The sequence below is a fragment of the Arcicella aquatica genome (assembly GCF_034928825.1).
Classification (GTDB): Bacteria; Bacteroidota; Bacteroidia; order Cytophagales; family Spirosomataceae; genus Arcicella; species Arcicella aquatica.
On the sequence record NZ_JAYFUL010000001.1, the window covers coordinates 136635 to 157597 of the forward strand.

15 protein-coding genes are annotated in these 20963 nt (G+C 36.6%); 10 read left to right on the forward strand and 5 right to left on the reverse strand.

What is annotated here, in order from left to right; translation table 11 throughout:
* Positions 1-46: 46 nt before the first annotated feature.
* The gene (locus VB264_RS00540; RefSeq protein WP_309914100.1) at positions 47-1288 is read left to right on the forward strand and encodes an RsmB/NOP family class I SAM-dependent RNA methyltransferase; all 1242 of its coding nucleotides are present in this window, start codon (positions 47-49) and stop codon (positions 1286-1288) included.
* A gap of 148 nt (positions 1289-1436) precedes the next feature.
* Positions 1437-2654, forward strand: coding sequence for a peroxiredoxin family protein (locus VB264_RS00545; RefSeq protein WP_323246067.1), 1218 nt, complete (start codon positions 1437-1439; stop codon positions 2652-2654).
* A gap of 301 nt (positions 2655-2955) precedes the next feature.
* Here VB264_RS00545 and nhaD read toward each other — a convergent pair whose 3' ends face one another.
* Positions 2956-4239, reverse strand: a complete 1284-nt coding sequence (nhaD, locus tag VB264_RS00550; protein ID WP_323246068.1) for a sodium:proton antiporter NhaD — start codon at positions 4237-4239, stop codon at positions 2956-2958.
* 446 nt (positions 4240-4685) lie between these two features.
* Between nhaD and VB264_RS00555 the strand changes: the two genes are divergently transcribed.
* From VB264_RS00555 to VB264_RS00590, 8 genes are all read left to right on the forward strand, one after another.
* Entirely contained in the window at positions 4686-5891 is a 1206-nt protein-coding gene (locus VB264_RS00555) for a pyridoxal phosphate-dependent aminotransferase (RefSeq protein WP_323246069.1), read from the forward strand.
* A gap of 276 nt (positions 5892-6167) precedes the next feature.
* Positions 6168-7214: a sensor histidine kinase gene (locus VB264_RS00560; RefSeq protein ID WP_323246070.1), complete on the forward strand. Its 1047-nt coding sequence runs from the start codon at positions 6168-6170 to the stop codon at positions 7212-7214.
* Positions 7215-7500: 286 nt separating this feature from the next.
* Entirely contained in the window at positions 7501-8235 is a 735-nt protein-coding gene (locus VB264_RS00565; protein WP_323246071.1) for a LytR/AlgR family response regulator transcription factor, read from the forward strand.
* A gap of 319 nt (positions 8236-8554) precedes the next feature.
* Positions 8555-9343: a lysophospholipid acyltransferase family protein gene (locus VB264_RS00570; RefSeq protein WP_323246072.1), complete on the forward strand. Its 789-nt coding sequence runs from the start codon at positions 8555-8557 to the stop codon at positions 9341-9343.
* 109 nt (positions 9344-9452) lie between these two features.
* Positions 9453-10232: a TIGR00266 family protein gene (locus VB264_RS00575; RefSeq protein WP_309914080.1), complete on the forward strand. Its 780-nt coding sequence runs from the start codon at positions 9453-9455 to the stop codon at positions 10230-10232.
* 55 nt (positions 10233-10287) lie between these two features.
* Complete coding sequence (gene gldD, locus VB264_RS00580) at positions 10288-10911, forward strand: gliding motility lipoprotein GldD (protein ID WP_323246073.1); 624 nt, start codon at positions 10288-10290, stop codon at positions 10909-10911.
* Between the two features lie 268 nt (positions 10912-11179).
* A complete protein-coding gene (locus tag VB264_RS00585; protein ID WP_323246074.1) occupies positions 11180-11905 on the forward strand; it encodes a nitroreductase family protein in 726 nt (241 codons plus the stop codon).
* Between the two features lie 21 nt (positions 11906-11926).
* Positions 11927-13390: an amidohydrolase gene (locus tag VB264_RS00590; RefSeq protein WP_323246075.1), complete on the forward strand. Its 1464-nt coding sequence runs from the start codon at positions 11927-11929 to the stop codon at positions 13388-13390.
* A gap of 132 nt (positions 13391-13522) precedes the next feature.
* Here the strand turns inward: VB264_RS00590 and VB264_RS00595 are convergent, their stop codons facing one another.
* From VB264_RS00595 to VB264_RS00610, 4 genes are all read right to left on the reverse strand, one after another.
* Positions 13523-14008, reverse strand: coding sequence for a hypothetical protein (locus VB264_RS00595; protein WP_323246076.1), 486 nt, complete (start codon positions 14006-14008; stop codon positions 13523-13525).
* A 513-nt stretch (positions 14009-14521) separates the two neighbouring features.
* Positions 14522-15853, reverse strand: coding sequence for a vanadium-dependent haloperoxidase (locus tag VB264_RS00600; protein WP_323246077.1), 1332 nt, complete (start codon positions 15851-15853; stop codon positions 14522-14524).
* Positions 15854-15893: 40 nt separating this feature from the next.
* Entirely contained in the window at positions 15894-19166 is a 3273-nt protein-coding gene (locus VB264_RS00605; protein ID WP_323246078.1) for a VCBS repeat-containing protein, read from the reverse strand.
* Between the two features lie 197 nt (positions 19167-19363).
* The gene (locus VB264_RS00610; protein WP_323246079.1) at positions 19364-20947 is read right to left on the reverse strand and encodes a SusD/RagB family nutrient-binding outer membrane lipoprotein; all 1584 of its coding nucleotides are present in this window, start codon (positions 20945-20947) and stop codon (positions 19364-19366) included.
* Between the last annotated feature and the right edge of the window lie 16 nt (positions 20948-20963).

Genomic DNA, 20963 nt, shown 5'->3' on the forward strand with positions numbered 1-20963 from the left:
TTTGTATTTATTACATAGTATCAAAATTTGAAAATCCAAGATTAGCATGCGTCTTCATCGCCCATTAGTGATAGCAACCGTAAAGGCTCTGCAAGAAATATTTTTTGTTAAGAATCCTCGTCAAGCCGACCGAGTAATTGAACAGACATTGAAATCGAACAAGCAATGGGGTAGCCGCGACCGTGCCTTTATTGCCGAAACTACTTATGAAATTGTCCGCTACTGGCGTTTAATACTTTTCTCGAACAATCTTTATGAAGATAAACTAAAAGCCCCTTACTTCTGGCAAATTGTTGGCTCATGGTTATTAATCAAAAAACGTTTGTATCCCAATGCTGATAATGTTGAGTTTTTACCAAAATGGGACGAATTTTCGCATATCCAAGCGGGCAAAATATTAGACCGCTTTGAAGAAGGTATGCTAATTCGCAAAATTCGTGAATCTGTTCCTGATTGGCTCGACCAATTATGTGAAGAAGAAATAGGCGATGAAAAATGGTCAGAAGAAATCATGGCGATGAACGAACAAGCACCCGTAGTGCTAAGAGCCAACAGATTAAAGACTAATCAAGATAAATTACAAGATTTACTGGATGCAATAGATATCGAAACCATCGTTCCAGAAGGTCTGCCAGATGCGTTGATATTAAAACAACGCCAGAGTATTTTTAGAACTGATTATTTCAGAGAAGGATTCTTTGAGGTACAAGATGCAGGCTCGCAACTGATTGCCCCCTTCTTGGATGTACAGCCCGGCATGAGGGTAATAGATGCCTGTGCTGGTGCGGGGGGGAAATCGCTTCACCTAGCGGCTTTGATGGAAAACAAAGGGAAGATTGTAGCGATGGACGTGGAGGAATACAAACTCGTTGAATTAATGAAACGAGCCAAAAGAAATGGTGTGGATAATATAGAAGTAAAATTGATTGAGCCTAAAGTATTGAAAAAATACGAAGCCAGTGCCGATAGATTATTGCTTGATGTGCCGTGTTCTGGCTTAGGAGTTATCCGTAGAAATCCTGATTCTAAATGGAAATTGACGCCAGAATTTATTGATAACCTCAGAGTAACGCAATGGAATATCCTTACTGAATATTCTGCGATGCTGAAAAAAGGCGGAAAAATGGTTTTTGCTACTTGCAGTCTTTTACCTTCTGAAAGCGAAAATCACATTAGACGCTTTATGGCTGAGTTTGGTGACCAATGGGAGTTTTTAGGCGAACGCCGTACTTCTACTGCTAAAGAAGGTTATGATGGATTTTACATGGCTTGCTTGCAGAAAAAATAGGATTTTGCATAAAAAAACACTCAAAATGAATCATTGAGTGTTTTTTTTATGTTCTTTTACTATATTTAGTATATCTATTTACTTGTTTAGTAGTATCTAATAAAATTTCTGTAAAACTTATCAACAACTAACATCATTAAATTACACAATGAAAAAATTAATCATTTTATTTTTAATCACACTGATTGGGCAACACGTAGATGCACAGGTTGCTACTCGTTGGCGCGCAACTATTCAGACCGACGGTGGAGCATTACCTTTTGGCCTTGAGATTAAACCTACTAAAAACAAAAAAAAGTTTGATGTTTATGTATTGAATGCCGCTGAAAGATTCAAGACAGATGAAGCTACCTTAGAAGGCGACTCGCTTATTATTCCAATTTCATTATTTGATGCTGAGATTATAGCGAAGAAAAGCGATAAAAATCTGGTAGGCTTTTATCGTAAAAACAAAGGGCGTAAGTCTTTTGCACAATCTCCATTCCAAGCTACTTTAGGTTATGCATTCAGATTCAGAACCAATAAAATGGCGATTCTTGGTAATACTACAGGTAAATGGTCTGTGAATTTTATCAATGCTGAAACTCAAAAAGCTAGTTATGCGGTGGGTACTTTCCAACAAAAAGGTACTACCGTAACAGGTTCATTCTTGACAACCACTGGCGATTACCGCTATATGGATGGTAATATTGTTGGCGATAGTTTGTTCCTTTCTACTTTCGACGGCTCACATGCTTTCTTGCTAAAAGCTAAAGTTGAAGGTGACCAAATCACTGGTAAATTTTACGGCGGTATCAAAGGGTTCAGAAACTTTGAAGCGAAAAGAGATGACAACGCAAGTCTCCCCGATTTAAGTAAAATCACGTTATTGAAAGATGGCTACGATCGTTTTGATTTCTCATTCTTAAATGAAAAAGGTGAAAAAGTTTCTCTTTCAGACAATGCTTATAAAGGCAAAGTGGTAGTGGTACAAATTTTAGGCTCATGGTGCCCGAACTGTATGGACGAAACTAATTACCTAGTACCTTTTTATAATAAAAACAAAGCACGTGGTTTTGAAGTAATTGGTTTAGCTTATGAGAAATCGACTGACTCAGAATTCTTTAAACAGAAAATGGCATTACTTCGCAAACGTTTCGGCATTGACTATCAGTTATTAAATGCTGGGCTAAACAATTCTGAAAGTGCTTCACAAAGTTTGCCATCGCTCAATCAAGTTATAGGTTTCCCTACAACCATCATATTGGATAAGAAAGGAGTTATTCGTTTAACTCACGCAGGTTTCTCTGGCCCAGGTACAGGTAAGTATTATACCGAATGGGTGAAGGAGTTTGAAAGTAAGATAGATGAGTTGATTAAGGAATAGGAATAGGAATAACTTTTCTATTCCTATTAGTGGGTGACTTAAGTCCTACTCATTACCCACATCTTTTAAAAAGTTGAAATAGAAATGTTATTATTGATCAAATTAGCTTAAATGTACATAAATAGTCTTTAAAACCAAGCGTTGAAGCCCTCATATCTAGCGAGGGACTTAAGTCCCTCGCTAGATATAAGTATCTGATTATTAATAATTTATAAACTTATGAGTAATCAGTAGGACTTTAGTCACCGACTAAAAGAAAATCATTTCTCCCCAACCCTTTTTAAAGTAGTATCTTTTGAAATCAATGAACTAAAGCATAAATCAACAAATAAGCCCCTACCCCAGCAAAGTAACCTAACAATGCTGTAAAGCTAATTTTACGCATATACCAAAGAAAATCTATTTTCTCCATCCCCATCACTGCTACACCAGCCGCCGAGCCAATAATCAATACACTTCCCCCTGTACCAGCACAATAAGCCATAAATTCCCAAATTTTTGAATCTGTCGGGAAAGCTGTTAAATCATACATACCCATTGATGCCGCCACTAATGGTACGTTATCAATCACAGCAGAAGCCAAACCAATCACTACTACAATAATATCTTGGTTTCCTATCGTCTTATCCATCCAAGTAGCCAATCCTGTCAGTAAGTGGGTAGATTCTAAAGCACTAATAGCGATTAAGATACCAAGGAAAAACAGAATACTCGAAGTATCTATTTTGCTCAAAGCATGTGCGACTGTAAAAGGCTTTCTCTCCTCCTCATCCTTACCCGAATGCAAGATTTCGGACACAATCCAAACAATGCTTAATCCCAGCAAAATACCCATATAAGGGGGCATGTGTGTAATAGTCTTGAAAATGGGCACACCTAATAAAACGCTGAATCCAGTAATAAGCATAATCCTTGAATGCTGTTTTTGATTGACAGCCTCATGGATTTGAGTCTCTTTTTCTTGAGCTTTTTTCACAGAGCCTTTCAGATGATAGCTCATATAAATCAATGGTATAAGGAGGGAAATCAAGCTTGGAATAAATAATACTTTAATGATATTCATAGTAGTAATTTGTCCACCAATCCAAAGCATCGTCGTTGTTACGTCTCCAATGGGAGTCCAAGCTCCTCCAGCATTGGCTGCTATAATCACAATACCTGCAAAGAGCTTCCTAGCTTCTTCGTCTTTTATCAATTTCCTAATTACCGAAACCATCACAATGGCAGAGGTAAGGTTATCTAATACCGAAGAAAGGAAAAAAGTAATGAAGGCTATCGTCCAAAGTAAAGTAACTTTATCACGGCTTGTAATACGGTCTGTAATTAATTTAAACCCTTGATGAGCGTCAATCAATTCTACGATAGTCATGGCTCCTAACAAAAAGAAAAGTATCTCTGATACTGCACCAAGATGATGTGATAGTTCTTGTAAAACAGGCGTTTTCTCCGAAGAGAATATCATGTAGGTAGTCCAACACAATACTCCTGTAAGCAATGCCGTAGCAGTTTTATTAATTTTGATAGGATGTTCTAAAGCGATGGCCAAATAGCCTATTACAAAAATAGAGATAATTAAAATATGCATTATGCGGTTTGTTATATTGAAGCTGTTTAAACTTTCCGTTTCTGAGGTGAAAGTATTGTATTTTTGAATTGATTTTTTCAAAATTTGGGAAGCATAGCATCGCTATGTTGAGTAAATTTTGGAACAAGCTATTCTAAAAGACTTAGTTTAACCCGAAAGAGAAAGTTTAAACAGCTTCTTTGGTAGTAAAGGTAGAATAAAATCCATTTTAATTTTAATCATTCACAATTTTGAAAAGCCTTTATTAAAAATAAGGATACCCAAACAAGGGAAAAATACAAGATTTTCATTCACTATTTACAAAATGCCAGCAGAAATGCTCAATAAATTCCTTTTTTTCTTTCGCATCCCATAATACTCTTCTAACTTTGTGGGATTTAATTTTTTAGTAATGAAAGTTCTTCCATAAAGGCTTTCTGATTTCCATAAATAAATTCTAGCAAAAAATGAGTTCAATAGTATCGCTCGCAGACCGCATTAATGCACTGGAGGAGTCAGCAACGCTCGGGATGACAAAAAAAGCCCGTGAACTTGCTGCTCAGGGACACAAAGTTATCAGCCTTTCAGTAGGCGAACCAGATTTCAAAACCCCAAAGCACATTTGCGATGCCGCCAAAAAAGCCATTGATGATGGTTTTCATGGCTATTCGCCTGTAGCTGGTTATCCTGACCTTCGCAAAGCGATTGCTGATAAGCTCAAGCGTGATAATAATATTGAGTGGAACCCTGAAAATATTGTAGTTTCTACAGGAGCGAAACACTCATTGGCAAACGTAATTTCTACGTTGGTTAACCCTGGTGAGGAGGTAATTATTTTTGCACCATATTGGGTTTCTTACTCTGAAATGGTAAAATTAGCAGAAGGTACTTCTGTCATAATAGATGGTGCTTTTGATAATAACTTCAAAGTAACACCTGAACAATTTGAAGCGGCTATCACACCAAAAACGAAATTGGTGATGTTTGCTTCGCCAAACAACCCAACGGGTTCTGTTTATACTGAGGCTGAATTAAGAGCTATCGGTGCAATAGTAGCAAAACATCCAAATATTTTTGTGATGGCTGATGAGATTTATGAATACATCAACTTTACAGATGCTGGTCATTTTTCTATCGGTTCAATCCCTGAAATCAAAGACCAAGTAATTACGGTTAATGGCGTTGCTAAAGGGCATGCCATGACGGGTTGGAGAATTGGTTTTATCGCTGCGGCAAAATGGATTGCTGATGGTGTTGAAAAATTACAAGGGCAAGTTACTTCTGGAACAAACTCTATCGCTCAGAAAGCAGCTACGGTAGCTTTCAATGGTACTTTAGAGGAGGCTTACAAAATGAAGGAGGCTTATCTTCGTCGTCGTGATTTAGTAGTAGGTCTTTTACGTGAAATCGAAGGTTTCAAAGTAAATATGCCTGACGGTGCATTCTATGCTTTCCCAGATGTAAGCTATTACTTCGGAAAATCAGACGGTACAACTACCATTAAAGATTCTGATGATTTCTCAATGTGGATATTAGCAGATGCTTTTGTAGCTACTGTAGCTGGAACTAGCTTTGGCGCTCCAAATTGCGTTCGTATCTCTACTGCCGCTGCTGACGAACAATTAATTGAAGCTTGTGAAAGAATTAAAACTTCTGTAGCTAAGTTAAAATAATATTTTTTCTAGTGTATTTGAAAACAAAAGTCCACAAGGTATGTATTTACCATGTGGACTTTTGTTTAATCTAGCAAAAAAACATTCATTACCCTTCTTTAAGCCCTAAGGTTTTTTTTCTACGAAAATTATACTTAGTCTGCCTATTAAAATTTGTAATTGATACTTTTATAAACAAAATCTTACACTTATGGAAAATTCATATTAAATATCAATTTAATGAAATTTGTTTTGATTAAATTGTGACGTAATGCCTAATCATTAATGCAAAGTAGTATGGGAAAGAAAGAAATATATTGGACAATTCAATTGATATGTTGGAGTCTATATATTATTTATACAACGAGTGAATATATTTATTATAAAGTAAACATCAATACAGCCCTTATTTCAGGTCTTATCAACTTATGTATTTTTATCATTAGTACCCATCTTTATTATTTAGCTGTTAATAACAAACAAATAGAATTATTCAATTGGCGTAAGTTTATAGTATTTCCAATTCTGGCCAATTTTATTATTTCTATCATCGTTTATAGTATCAACTTATTCTTTTGGAATATTACTATTCCTTATTCAACCAATGATAATAATACAGACTTTTTAGGCCATGTTTTTTGTTTTACTAGAACATTCAGGTTAATTATGCCTTGGTTTATTTTTTATCATGGAATTAAGTTTGCTAAACGTTCCATCCATGAAGAAAGAGCCAAATTGGAGGCAGAAATGCATGTAAAAGAAATAGAATTAGTCAGTTTAAGAAGTCAGCTAAACCCCCATTTTTTATTTAATTCTCTTAATAGTATTCAGTCCCTTACTTTAACCGAACCTAAACTAGCCAGAGATGCTACGATGAAGCTTTCTGATTTATTGAGGGTTTCTCTATCGTTTTACGATTTAAGAGACATTACTTTTCAAGAAGAACTATTGCTTGTTAAAAACTATCTAGATCTTGAAAAAATGCGTTTTGACGAACGCCTGAATTATAAAACAGATATTAGCAAAACTGTATTGATGGCTAGGGTTCCGCCGATGTCCTTACAACTATTAGCCGAAAATGCCGTAAAGCATGGCATTAGCAAACTTAAAAATGGAGGGAATATTACAGTATTTGCCCACAAAAAAAATAATATACTAATATTTGGCATTCAAAATACTGGCACAATTTTGGCAGATAACTCTGAACATAAGACAAGAAAAGGGATTGGACTTGAAAACCTTAATAAAAGACTGCTTATCAATTATGGACTAAAAGATGCACTGACGATTGAATGTGAAAATAACATTGTGACGGCGCAAGTAAGCATTCCTTTTAAGATATAGTTTTTTTATAACGTTGTTTTTCTATCCAAAAAAACTTTATTTCAACGTTAATCAAAAAAAATAACGAGAAAATTGCTAATTAACACCCTCAAATTCCTTGAAAATGGAATGGAAATTGCTATATTAGCGGAAAATACTAGGTAAGTACTAGAACTACCCCTGAAAGGCTCACAGGTGATGACCTATATTAATTATTGCAAATCAGTTAAGCGAGATGGCTAATAGAAAACCTTACTCTCCAAGAGCTGTTGATCGCCAAAATCAAGACTTGTCCAATATTAAGCCAATGAGTAAGAAAATTAAGACTATCTTGGTGGATGACGAGAGGTTAGCTCGCCAAGAATTAAAGTATTTATTACAAGATTATCAGGACATTCAAATCATTGATGAGGCTGAAAATGTGGACGATGCTATTGAAAAGATTCATCGATTACAGCCTGATTTGATTTTTTTAGATATTGAAATGCCTGAAAAAAATGGATTCGATTTATTGGATGAGCTTGAGTTCATTCCTAAAATTGTATTCGTAACAGCGTATAACCAATATGCTATTCAAGCTTTTGAATCGGAAGCAATGGACTATCTATTGAAGCCGATGAAAGCCGAAAGACTTGCGAGAACGATAGAAAAAATCCGTGCTGAAATCCAACAAGCAAGAATCTCTGAGGCTGTATCCGAAGGAAGACTTCCGCCTGATAAAAGAATATTCTTGAAAGATGGAGACAAATGTTACTTTGTACGTCTTACTGAAATATACATGATTGAATCTGTGGGGAATTATTGCCGTTTCCATTTTGGAAATAACCGACCGATGATTCACCGTTCGCTGAACAAAATTCAGGAGCGACTAGACCCGAATACATTTTTCAGAGCTAATCGCCAGCAAATTATCAATACAGAATACATTGCTGAGATAGATTCGTATTACAAGGGAGGCATGAAAGTAGTACTAAACAATGGAATAGAATTGGAGATTTCAACAAGAAACTCGGTTGCGTTTAAAGACATGATGGGTATTTAGTACATCCGTATTTTATAGCTTATAATTTTAGGAGGTTCTCAAAATATAAATTTTGAGAACCTTTTTTGTTCTGCACTTGAACGGTTTTTTTAATTCTTACCATGAAATTTCTCATTTCAAAACTTTTTTAAACACGCCCACCCCTTAATACAGACCTCATCATCCTATTTCTGCGAAAGTGTACTTTCTCTTGCTTTTGTTACCATAAGTTAAGTACATTTACTTAAAGTAATTCAAAAATTACTCAGAAAAAGGTTTAATGGTGGCGGCTATTAAACCTTTTTTATTGTGAATCATTTCTACTTTGGCAAGCAACTGAATGGCAGATTTTATTATCTTTGCTATTATGCGTATACTGAAAATTTTATATACCGTTTGGGCTGTTTTCTGGTTCGTTTCTTTATTCCTTATACTTTTTCCTTTTTTCTGGCTTTTTCTACAGAAAGAAGTATGGAAACCCAAAGCACACTATCTAAACCGATTATGGGGTAAAATATATTTCCCTATAATAGGTGTTCCCATCCATATCAAATTTGAAGCCCCTATTGATGTCAATAAAACGTATGTTTTTTGTGCTAACCATTTTTCATATATAGACATTGCCGTTATGGGTATGGTTATTCAAAACTATTACGCATTTGTTGGCAAGGCAGCCCTCAAGAAAGTTCCCTTGTTTGGCTATATGTTTAGGAAACTGCATATTCAAGTAGATAGAAACGATAAAAAAAGTCGTACAACTTCGCTTACTCGCTCGCTTAGGGCATTAAAAAACGGGCGAAGTATCATCATTTTCCCCGAAGGTGGTATTAAAACCAAGCATCCTCCTCAAATGCATACTCCTCTTAAAGACGGAGGTTTTTTAATGGCTATTAGTCAGCAAGTGCCTGTAGTCCCCATTACTTTTCTTAATAATTTTCATGTATTGAAAGATGGTGAGTATCTATTATCTCCCAATCCTATTCAAGTAATTGTTCATCAGCCCATTGAAACAATAGGAATGACTACAAATGATATTGAGTCTTTGAAAAAACAATTTATTGAGGTTGTTCAAGGAACGTTGAATATGGCATATCACAATCAGGTCAATTTTCAAGAAAGTATGCCATAAAATCCAATCAAAAGTTTGTTTTGCCTATTATCCAAAATAATAATATCATTTGACACGATAGAATTTACTTTGAATCAAAATAAACAATCAAAATCTAAAAGATAAAGTCATGAGATCTCACGAAATAGATTACAAAATTATAGGAGAAGACATCCAACTGGTAGAAGTAGAACTAGACCCTAATGAAACCGTTATTGCCGAAGCAGGAACAATGTGTTATATGGAAGAAGGCATCGTTTTTGAAACAAAAATGGGTGATGGTTCTAGTGCTGACAATTCGATAATAGGTAAATTATTTCAGGCTGGCTCACGTTTATTAACAGGCGAGTCATTGTTTATGACACATTTCACCAACCGTGGTTATGGGAAACGCAAGGTAGCCTTTGCTGCACCGCACCCAGGAACAATTATACCGATTGACCTTTCAACACTCCCTGGTAATACCTTAATTGCCCAAAAAGATAGCTTTTTGTGTGCAGCTTTAGGGACACAAATTTCAATCACTTTCAATCAGAAAATTGGAGCAGGTTTGTTTGGAGGCGAAGGGTTTATTTTAGAGAAACTACAAGGGGATGGTTTAGCTTTTGTGCATGCAGGTGGAACAATCATTGAAAAAAGATTAAACAATGAAACCCTAAGAATAGATACAGGTTGTATTGTTGCGTTTGAACAGACACTAAGTTATGATATTCAGAAGGCTGGAAACCTAAAATCGATGGTTTTTGGCGGAGAAGGTATCTTCTTGGCTACCGTTCGTGGAACTGGTCGCGTTTGGATTCAGTCGATGCCATTATCAAAATTAATCCGTACTTTATCACCATACGGAGGAAATGCTAATAAAGAGAGTGGCTCTGTGATAGGTGGTTTAGGAAATATATTTGGCGATTAATCTATTAACTAAATTATCGGCTTATTTTTGTTGATAATTTTGATTGATACTATTTATGATGATTAAAAAAAGATTCCTTTTTTATAGTAGTGCAAGTTTGTTGGCTTGCACTTTTCTTATTTTGAGCCTTAGCAGTTGTAGGAAAACGCAAGACAAAAACGATTATGTACCTAAACCAAAAGGGTTTAACCGTATTGACTTACCCCCTACAAAGTATGTTCAGTTACTTGAAAATCATCCTTATACTTTTCAGTATTCTAGCCAAGCCATTATAAAGCCTGATACGGTAGCATGGGCAGAGCCCCATTGGATATATATTTATTATCCAGCCTATAAAGCAGTGATTCAGTTAACTTATAAAGACCTTAATAACGACCCCAACAAACTGTCGAAGCTGATTGATGATGCCTACAAACTGGTGGCGAAACATAATCAAAAAGCGTCGTCTATTCAAAATTATGTATTAACAACGGGAGCAAAACAAAAAGCAATGCTGATACAGCTTGAAGGTGAAGTACCCACTTACCTACAGTTTTATACCACAGATTCTACAAAACACTATTTACGTGGAGCATTGTATTTTAACACAGCCCTCAAAAGCGATTCTCTTGAGCCCGTTATCGAATACCTAAAAAAAGATGTGATTCATCTAGTAAATACCTTGCAGTGGAAAAAATAATATGATAAATATGAAGCTGTTTAAACTTTCCGTTTCTGAGGTGAAAGTATTGTATTTTTGGATTGATTTTTTCAAAATTTGCGAAGCATAGCATCGCTACGTTGAGTAAATTTTGGAACAAGCTATGCTAAAAGACTTAGTTTAATCCGAAAGGGAAAGTTTAAACAGCTTCTATATCAATTTCAAAAGCTAGTCTCAAAAGGACTAGCTTTTTATTTTAAGGATTTTCGAGTAAATTACACTTACAAATTATTCCTAATTCCCATATATGTCTGACTCCCTTTTTAAAAGTATTGTTGAGAGACGTCGCTCTGTAAGAGTTTTTGATAACAATGCCCCTTTCGATGACTCAGTAGTTTCTAAAGCCTTATCGCTTGCCGTACTTTCTGCCAATAGCAGTAATATGCAACTTTGGGAATTTTATCAAGTAAAAACACAAAGTGTGCATGAGGCTCTTAACAAAGCTTGTATGGGACAATCGGCGGCAAAAACAGCCAATCAATTAGTAGTTTTTGTTACTCGCCAAGATAAATGGAAAGAAAGAGTAAAATGGAATTTAGCCAATCTCCATAAACAATTTGAGGGCAAAACATTAACCAAGAAAGATGAGCGAGCTTTGGCTTATTATCAAAAATTGATGCCTTTAGTATATCGCAACGATTTCTTTGGTCTCAATACACTTATACGCAGTATTATCGTATTTTTTATGGGTTTCAACAAACCATTTCTACGTATTCGTAATCATGGCGACCAGCGTGTAATGTGTCATAAATCTTGTGCTTTAGCAGCCCAAACTTTTATGCTGAGCATGGCTTCAGATGGATATGATACTTGTCCTATGGAAGGCTTTGATAGCGATTTAGTCAAGAAAATTTTGAAGCTCCCTCCTGCTGCCGAAATCAATATGATAATTGCCTGTGGTGTCGGCAAACCAGAAGGTATTTATTCAGACAGAATAAGAGTGCCGAACGAAGACGTAATCTTTGCAGTATAATTAACAAACTATCTTTATTTTATGAAAAAACCATTATTACTAGCCCTTACGCTAATGTCATTTTGGGGAAATGCCCAAAAGAAAAAAACAGCACCAGTTGCTACTGATACCGATAAACAAACGGTAATCAGCAATATCGACAAACGCTTTGATGAATACGCAGGTATCTCAAAGCAAATCTGGAATTTTGCAGAATTGGGCTATATGGAAGAAAAAAGCTCATTGCTCTTGCAAGAACAGCTCAAGAAAGAAGGCTTTACCGTACAAGCTGGCATTGCAGGCATTCCTACGGCTTTTGTAGCTACTTTTGGCGAAGGCAAACCCGTTATCGGTATTTTGGGTGAATATGATGCCCTACCGGGCTTAGCACAACAGGCAGTTCCAGAAGTAAGTCCTATTCCTAACCAAAAAGGTGGACACGGTTGCGGACATAACCTATTCGGAACGGCTTCTGTAGCGGCGGCGGTTGAGGTAAAAAATTATCTAGTAAAATCAGGACAAAAAGGAACTATCAAAATTTACGGCTGTCCTGCTGAAGAAGGAGGTTCGGGGAAAGTGTACATGGTGCGTGAAGGCTTTTTTAACGATGTAGATGTAGTATTGCATTGGCATCCAGGCTCACAAAACTCAGCCGATGCGGGTACATCTTTAGCCAACAAAAATGCTAAATTTCGTTTCAAAGGAATTGCCTCACACGCTGCGGCTTCACCTGAACGTGGACGTTCTGCCTTAGATGGTGTAGAAGCGATGGATATGATGGTAAATATGATGCGTGAGCACATTCCTCAGGATACTCGTATTCACTATGTTATCACGAAAGGTGGTGACGCACCAAATGTTGTTCCTGCCTATGCAGAAGTATATTATTATGCTCGTCATAAAGACCGTGAAATATTAAAAAGCGTTTGGAAACGCATTGAAAATGCGGCACAAGGTGCTGCTTTGGGAACTGGTACAAAGGTGGAATGGGAAGTGCTAGGAGGAGTATTTAACCTATTACCAAACATTACTTTGGCCAATGTAATGCACGCCAACTTAGCTAAAGTTGGGGGCGTAATTTACAATGAAGAAGAAAAGAAATTTGCCTTATCGCTCAGCGAAACCCTCGGCGAACAAAAACAACCTATCGAAAATGCGGCACAAGTAAAAGATTTTCGTGATGGTGCTGAAAGTGCAACAAGCGGAGGTTCTACAGATGTAGGCGATGTTAGCTGGACAGTTCCGACGGTGGGATTACAAACTGCTACTTGGGTTCCAGGTTCATCTGCACATAGCTGGCAATCTACAGCAGCGAGTGGCATGGGTATTGGGCAAAAAGGAATGATTGTGGCGGCTAAAACCATTGCTTGTACAGCCATCGATCTTTTGAAAGACCAAACATTAATCGACAAAGCAAAAGCTGAGTGGGAACAAAAAAGGGGTGCGAATTTTAAATACGAAGCCTTGTTGGGCGATAGAAAACCAGCGTTGGATTATCGTAAATAGGTTAGAGGATTGTTTTTTTGCTATAAACATTTAAATCTTAACGGTTTTGTAGTTACAAATCCCAAAGGGATTAAATGTTTATAGCAAAAACAAGTTAGGTCAGTAATAGTAAATATTTTTTATAATAATATCCTACTGCAATTTAAAATACTTCATCGTCAGATTACATGAAAACATACTCTCCATATTAAAGTCTGTACGTCCAATACTTTTCAAATGACCAGACAACATGTCATTTAATGCTGATATGTGATTTACTTCCAAAAAGCCTAAAACTCTTTGATAAGTTTTAATCAAAAACTCGTCTCCGAACTGGCAAGAAATCATTACCGTTCTTATATTATTTGAAGCACGTGCCATCCCAAAATAGAATACAGATTGGTCTATTTCCGAATCTTCATAAAGCACAGGATTTTCTGGATTTTCAAGCGATTGGTATAAGATTGGATTCAACTCATTGAGTAAAGAGGTAGATTCATCCACTTGAGTTTTAAAATGTTGTTGCAACGCTGGCGTATAGACTGTCTCAGACAGCTTACAGTATACCTCTATACGTTGACGATTAATTTTAAAGATATTAATCAAGCCTTTCAGTATTTCTTCATTAGTAATTTTCATGGTATGCTATTGGTGTTATAAAATGGATGACGATTCTATCTTTATTATTTTTTTGCAAAAAATGCTATAATTTTTGCAGTGAATATTACCATATTTAGGCAGATAAGCTGGTAAGCGTAGCTAGCATATTTATTAAAAAAATATACCAGTTGCTATTGAATAGGCAATCATCTCATTTTATGAGTAAATAGCTCTACGAGATAGGTCTATAAGGGGAAAAAAATCATTATTATTTATTGAGTGCTTCAAATTCGCTACATCATGTATAGCAAATCTAAACAACGAATAAATGAAATATACCACTAACCGATGAGGTTAAACGGTGCAAAAAAAGGGATGATTGTAAAGATGAAGCTGGTAAAAGATTATCTTTTTAATTGAAGGTGATTGAAAAAATTTAATAACTTACTTTGTTAGGTAAGCTTGCAGAAGCATTGTCAACTTTTTGAAAGTTGACAATGCTTCTGCAAATGCAAATATTATTACCTGCTTTGATATACGTTTAAGCCGGTTTTATTGAGCAAGCACTTTTTTAATAACAAAGTCACCAATATTGGCTCCTTGTTTTGCACCATACTCTATAGAATCTTTGAAGTGAATCCCTCCATAGAATCGAGAAATAGCCGCTTCAGACGCCGCCTGTTTGAAGGATTTAAACGAACGTTTCGGAATACCAAACTCCACTTCTACCACATCAGTATAGGCAAAATTATCCCCTACTAAATGCGTCAGAAGCGTTGCCACTGCCGAAGAGATTACGCTATGCCCACTGGTGTACTCAGGGAAAGGCGGCGTTTGTAGTAATCCTCGCCAATTAGGATCTATTTGTTGATTGATAGCGGTTTCTGGTCTAATTCTATTACTTCTGTATTTTTCATCCCAACAAGAAATAAAAGCATCAGCCATCGTGATGCCCACCATCGCATGCCAACGTACTGCTTCTGATAGATTGACTTTTTTCTGTAAACAAGCTATTCCTGTAATACCCATCCAGTGTCCGCCCGGAGATATTTTTTTGGTGCCAAAACTAACATGCCCTTTTTGATTCAAGAAAAAAGGATTACAATCCCAAAAGTTAGCAATATGAATTTGTTCTTTGGTGAGATGTTGTGTAGCATCGTACACTTCTTTTACGAGTCCAAAAAAGGCACTATTTTTATCTTTACTATATGGAATAGCGGGTGTTGGCTTGAATTGAGCGGCACTATCTAACACAAAAGGACGGAGCGTACGCCAATGTGGCTCGTAGGCTTCTGTATATGCTGGGGGTGTTGGTTGCCAATAGCCTTCTTTATTGATAGGAGTATATCGTAAATAACCACTCGTTTTTACATAGCCGTCTTTAGCGGCATATTTCACTAAGCGTTTTACAACAGAATCGGCATAAGCTATAGATGCTTGCAAAGTTTGCGGCGTAATTTTTCGAGACTGTTCAACATTTTTTACCAATTCTTTACGAGCACTTTCTAAGGTATATCCCGAGGGCAACAAATCTTCGCCCATTCTTAATAACGAATAAATAGCCGCAAAGTCTTCTGCAATGGGTGAAGTAGATTTTAAATCATCAAAATTAGGATAGGCATTTAACTTCCCTTTCAGCTTTACTAATTTGGCATTGGCAACGTTACGCGACAAAATTTCATAAGGGGCTAAGTTGGCATAAGCATAATAACGTGCAGCTGCGCAGGGGCCTGTAACATCGCTCACCATGACATCGGTAAGTTGCTTTAAAGCTTTTACATAAGCTTTTGTATCCGTCAAAGAAGGCGTTTCTTTAGCATATAAGCTAGTTTGTAATAACATTCCCAAACATATTATCACATGGATAAAACCTTGTTTTTTCATTTTTATTATTATTTTATTCGTGGTTAGGTTATCAGCTATCCTAATTATTATTCCTTAATTGATAAGTTGAAATGGTATCGTTATTTCTAAAAAAATGTAACTGTTGTCCTTTTTTATTTTTCGTAATTACAATATCTCTGACTTCCCCTTTCACTTGCAAACCTGTTTGAGATTGTGATAAATATTCAAATTGACAATTACCTTTATTTACAAAAAGCATTCCATAATTGGCGTCCATTTTCCCTATTTTGATACGACTATGAAACTGATTCCCTGCTAGTATCAAATCCTTCAAGCCATCGTTGTTTACATCTATCAAACTAATGGCATAGACGGGGGCAAATTGTGCCTCAATAGGCAAAGCTATGGGCTGAAATGTGCCATTTCCCTTGTTTTCTAGCACAATCGATTGAAAGGAATTCGCTGTGAGCGTATCTGCTAATTTGAGTTGCTCGACATTTAGCATATCTTTTAGCTCGGCATTGGCATAAGCGGCATAGGTTGTAAATTTTTTACGCAGGGCAAATACTTGATTCAAGGCTTCGTCACGACTGACTAAAGGATAGGCTTTTCCTTGAACATAATAACAAAGAAATGGGTCAATGGCTTCATTCTGGTCAAAATCCCCATAGACTAACGACACAGGCTCTTTATCTGAAGGTTTTAGCTGATTATTTAAGCCGTAATTGCCCACAATCACATCCAAATCTCCATCATTATCTAAATCGGCTAATTCCATTGTATTCCACCAACCTTTCTGTTCGTCACCTACAATAGCATTAGCATTTTGAACAAATGTACCTTTATTGTTTATCCAGACGGTTATGGGTTGCCAATCGCCAGCAATAATAAGGTCATCCCATCCATCTTTATTAACATCTAAGCTTTGTGCAGTCGTAACCATTCCCAGCTTTTCAAAAGCTGGTGCCAGTGTTTTGGTGACATCTGTAAAAAAGCCCTTTCCATCATTTTGGAGCAGTCTGCTCGTTATTGCAAGTGGATATGAACCAGGTACTCCCCTCCCTCCAATAAATAAATCAATGTCTCCATCATGGTCAAAATCTATGGCAGTTACACAGGCATCACTATTTATATCACCCGCAATTAGATTATCCTCTGCCTTTTTAAAATGACCTTTTCCATCGTTGATATATAACCTATCTTGAAGCAATAAATCATCTGGTAAATAAGCATAACCTCCACTTACTACGTATAAATCAAGGTCGCCGTCTTTATCTGCATCAAAAAATAAAGCATCCGTATCCGTACACATGATGTCTGCTTCTATACTTGCTTGCTCAGTTCCTAACCATGAACCATCGGCTTGTTGAATCACAATAGCGCCCGACTGTCCTTTTGAGCCTCCAATATAAATATCTTCTAATCCATCACCATCGACATCCCCTTTTGCTACTTTAGGTCCAACATACGAAAGCATATTGGGCAATAGTAACTGACGTTTGAAGTCATTATAATCATCCTCAACATTTCCGTAAGGAATTGTATCTTTTTTGACGGCAACAAATAAGCTGGGTGTAGCTTTTGGAAGAATATCTTTAATGTTTTTCACTGGACTTACAGTTAAAACTTGATTTGCCTTTACTGATTTAAATACTTGAGAAGTCTGATTAGCAAAAACTACCTTGACACTATCTATCAAAGTATGTTCACCTACACCAAAATGTAAGGGCATCAGCATACATGATTGAAATCCACGTGTTGGATAATGCTCTCGATATTGCATTTTTCCTTGATTGTATACCCAAACTTTAGCACCATACGTACTGCTTTTAGCCATATCGCTAAGTTGTACCTTTAAATAGTGCTGTGTAGTATGCTCATTTTGATAAATAGCGGCCTCGTTATTGACGTTATTGGTAATAATTTCTAGATCTCCGTCATTATCCAAATCTGCATACACTGCTCCGTTCGACAATAAAAGCTGATCACAATGCCAATCTTTCGTTTTATTTTCAAACTGCAATCTTCCGTTATTTCTAAAAATATAGTTTTGAGTAGCTGTAGAAGGCATTTCTTTTAAAATATCCATCATGGCAGTAGGACTTCCCTGAGCGGCTTTAAGTTCTTTGTCTGCATAAAACTTCATAAAATCCATGTTGGTATAATCACGGAGGTATCCATTGGTAACAAACAAATCTTTAAACCCATCATTATCAAAATCAGCTACTAATGGCGACCAACTCCAGTCTGTATTAGAGATACCACTTAGCTGGCCGATTTCGCTAAACGTACCATCACCATTATTCAGTTGGAGCATATTCCGCATAATCTGGTGATAAAAACCATTACGAATCATGCTTTTATAATTTTCATAATTCTCTGGGCCATACAACAGTTTTTGTCGGCGGTTGTCCTCAGGAAGCATATCAAGGGTGAAAATATCTGGTAAACCATCATTGTTCATGTCTACTACTTCATTGCCCATTGAAAACTGGCTCAAGTGACCAACTGACTCTTCTAATTTATCTGTAAAAGTACCATCCCCATTATTGATATACAGATAATCTTGTTCGATATAATCGTTTGAAACATAAATATCAGGCCACCCATCAAGGTTAATATCAGCAATAGCAATGCCTAATCCAAAACCTAAAGGATTGCCTTTGATATTAGCCTGTATACTGACATCTACAAACTTTCCCTTTTCATTCTTAAGCAAACGGTCGCCAGCGGTTTCATCACGCTGAGATTTTAGCACCGAGGCATCAAAGCGTTTATAATCTTTGATGCTATGGTTGAGTAAAAAACAATCTAAATCACCGTCTTTGTCATAATCAAAAAATGCAGCTTGCGTAGAATTAGTAGGTAAATCAAGACCGTATTCTGAGGCCTTTTCTTGAAAAATGAAGTTTTTTTGATTGATATACAATTTATTGCGGCGGGAATTTGCATCACCATCTCCTGAATAACATACATAAATATCTAGCCAACCGTCTTGGTTAATATCTACTAAAGTCACGCCTGTTTTCCAGCCATTCCCTTTACTTATTCCTGCTTGTTGCGTAACATTTTTAAACTTTAGATTACCTACATTTTGGTAGATATGGTCTTGCACTATATTACCTGTAAAATACAAATCAAGCAATCCATCGTTATTCAAGTCACCAACAGCTACACCACCACCATTGTAAAAGTATTCATAAGCTAATACATTCCTTTTTTCAGTTTCTATTAACTGATTCACGAAAGTTACACCAGACTCAGTGGAGGGCACAAACCTGAATTGGGCATTTACAGCGCTTGTAATTAACCCAAACAACATTTGTAGGAACAATGCATAAGTCAATTTCATAAGATTCTAAATTTGTGATGAATTTTTGGTTAGGGAGTATTACAAATCAAAATATAACTTAATAAAATTAAGATACAAAATTTAGAACTTCTCTATCATTCAAAATGCCTCCGTAAACAGAGGCATTTTGACATAGCTTTAATATTATAAGTTGTACTATGGGCTTTAGGTTTACCCTAAAGCCCAAAACATTATTATTATTGTTTATCCCACCACATACGAGTAGTAAACAAGTCAGCTCCTTGTTGAGCAATTGCAGCGTTGTACTGAGCAGCATTTTTACTTGATTCGGACTGAGGATATTTTAAACGGCGAGGAATAACACCAGCCGTTTCGTTACCTATGTAGTTAGTCGGTGTTAATACTGGGTATCCAGTACGTCTCCAGTTAGCATACGCTTCATAAGAGTTCAAGAAGTTAACAGCCCAATACTGAGTATGGATTTGTTGCATCTGAGCATCAGTAGTTGTTGCTGTATATGGGTGAGCCACCAAATAAGCAGTAATATCTGCATCAGAAATAGTTGCACCATATAAACTAAACATTTTCATAGCAGCCGTAACACCTTTGTTGTAGTGAGTAGCCGCTTGGCCATCGCCCCAACCACGAACTGCAGCTTCAGCTAATAGATACTCAACTTCTGCATACGATTGGAATACTGTTGGAGCTGCTGGACTAGCGATATAGTTTAGGTTTGCTTCAGAATATTCAGCCAAAGAATTGTCGCCCCAAGTAGGAATCAACGTTTTGATTGTCGTATTGTCATAGCCATTTGGTAAGCCTTTTTGTACAGCAGGAAGAGAGCTTGTTGGTAACTGTGTTGCGTCAGCATTTCCTTGCCACAAAGTAGCAATGTATGGCAAACGAGGGTCGTTATTGTTTTTCAAGAAAGAAACAAAAGTATTACTCAATTTGCTATTAGCTTTACCTTTCAAGTTAGCTGCATCATACTCTTGTGTTCTCAAGGTATTACCATCTAAGTTACGGTTGTTATCGTTGGTATTTTGGTGATTAATCTTAGCAAGATCATCATTGCTTTGCATTACACCAGCAGCGATAGCTTTTTTCACCCAAGCCTGAGCAGAAGCTGCATCAACTTTAGTTAAACGCATACCTAAACGAAGCATCAATGAGTTAGCAAAACGTTTCCATTTTACAACATCTCCTCCATATACAGGGTCAGCAGTACCATAAGTTGCTTTTGAAGCATCTAAAGCAGTACCAGCCGCTTCCAATTCTTTCAACAAGTCTGCATAAATATCTGCTTGCTTGTCATATTTTGGAGAATACACGTTATTCAAATAACCTTTACCAGCTTCAGAGTAAGGAATATCCCCGTAAAGGTCAGTCATACGGCTATAGATATAAGCTCTCCAGATTCTAGCAATGTTGTACTTGTTGCTTAAAGCTGAGTTATCTTTTGTCAACGATACAATTTGCTCAATTTCTTTTACTTGGTTTTGGTAACCAGTATCGAAATAAGCACTATAGTATTCAACATTCGATAAATACTTATCGCCCGACCAATAGGTAGTCAACGAGGCAAAATGTTGAATCATTGCACCACAGTAAATCAAATTGGCACGGTGGTTTTCGTATCCAGTACCTGCAGTTTTAACAATGTTATAAGTAAACAAGTTTTCTAAAACTGGCTCAGTAAGAGCGTTAGGGTTCTTGTTCATTTCTTCGAAACCACTATCGCATGATGAGGCTAACAATGAGGCAGCCGTTAGCATACCTGTTAGCATTAATCCTCTTTTTTGTTTTATATATCTAATCATTATTTCAAAAGTTTTG

Bases quoted from the DNA above. Each gene is read 5' to 3' on its own strand.
- VB264_RS00590 (WP_323246075.1), top strand. From the start codon at position 11,927: ATGAAAAAACCATTATTACTAGCCCTTACGCTAATGTCATTTTGGGGA.
- VB264_RS00605 (WP_323246078.1), bottom strand. From the start codon at position 19,166: ATGAAATTGACTTATGCATTGTTCCTACAAATGTTGTTTGGGTTAATT.
- VB264_RS00560 (WP_323246070.1), top strand. From the start codon at position 6,168: ATGGGAAAGAAAGAAATATATTGGACAATTCAATTGATATGTTGGAGT.
- VB264_RS00600 (WP_323246077.1), bottom strand. From the start codon at position 15,853: ATGAAAAAACAAGGTTTTATCCATGTGATAATATGTTTGGGAATGTTA.
- gldD (WP_323246073.1), top strand. From the start codon at position 10,288: ATGATGATTAAAAAAAGATTCCTTTTTTATAGTAGTGCAAGTTTGTTG.
- VB264_RS00565 (WP_323246071.1), top strand. From the start codon at position 7,501: ATGAGTAAGAAAATTAAGACTATCTTGGTGGATGACGAGAGGTTAGCT.
- VB264_RS00610 (WP_323246079.1), bottom strand. From the start codon at position 20,947: ATGATTAGATATATAAAACAAAAAAGAGGATTAATGCTAACAGGTATG.
- VB264_RS00595 (WP_323246076.1), bottom strand. From the start codon at position 14,008: ATGAAAATTACTAATGAAGAAATACTGAAAGGCTTGATTAATATCTTT.
- VB264_RS00575 (WP_309914080.1), top strand. From the start codon at position 9,453: ATGAGATCTCACGAAATAGATTACAAAATTATAGGAGAAGACATCCAA.
- VB264_RS00555 (WP_323246069.1), top strand. From the start codon at position 4,686: ATGAGTTCAATAGTATCGCTCGCAGACCGCATTAATGCACTGGAGGAG.
- VB264_RS00585 (WP_323246074.1), top strand. From the start codon at position 11,180: ATGTCTGACTCCCTTTTTAAAAGTATTGTTGAGAGACGTCGCTCTGTA.
- VB264_RS00570 (WP_323246072.1), top strand. From the start codon at position 8,555: ATGGCAGATTTTATTATCTTTGCTATTATGCGTATACTGAAAATTTTA.
- VB264_RS00545 (WP_323246067.1), top strand. From the start codon at position 1,437: ATGAAAAAATTAATCATTTTATTTTTAATCACACTGATTGGGCAACAC.
- nhaD (WP_323246068.1), bottom strand. From the start codon at position 4,239: ATGCATATTTTAATTATCTCTATTTTTGTAATAGGCTATTTGGCCATC.
- VB264_RS00540 (WP_309914100.1), top strand. From the start codon at position 47: ATGCGTCTTCATCGCCCATTAGTGATAGCAACCGTAAAGGCTCTGCAA.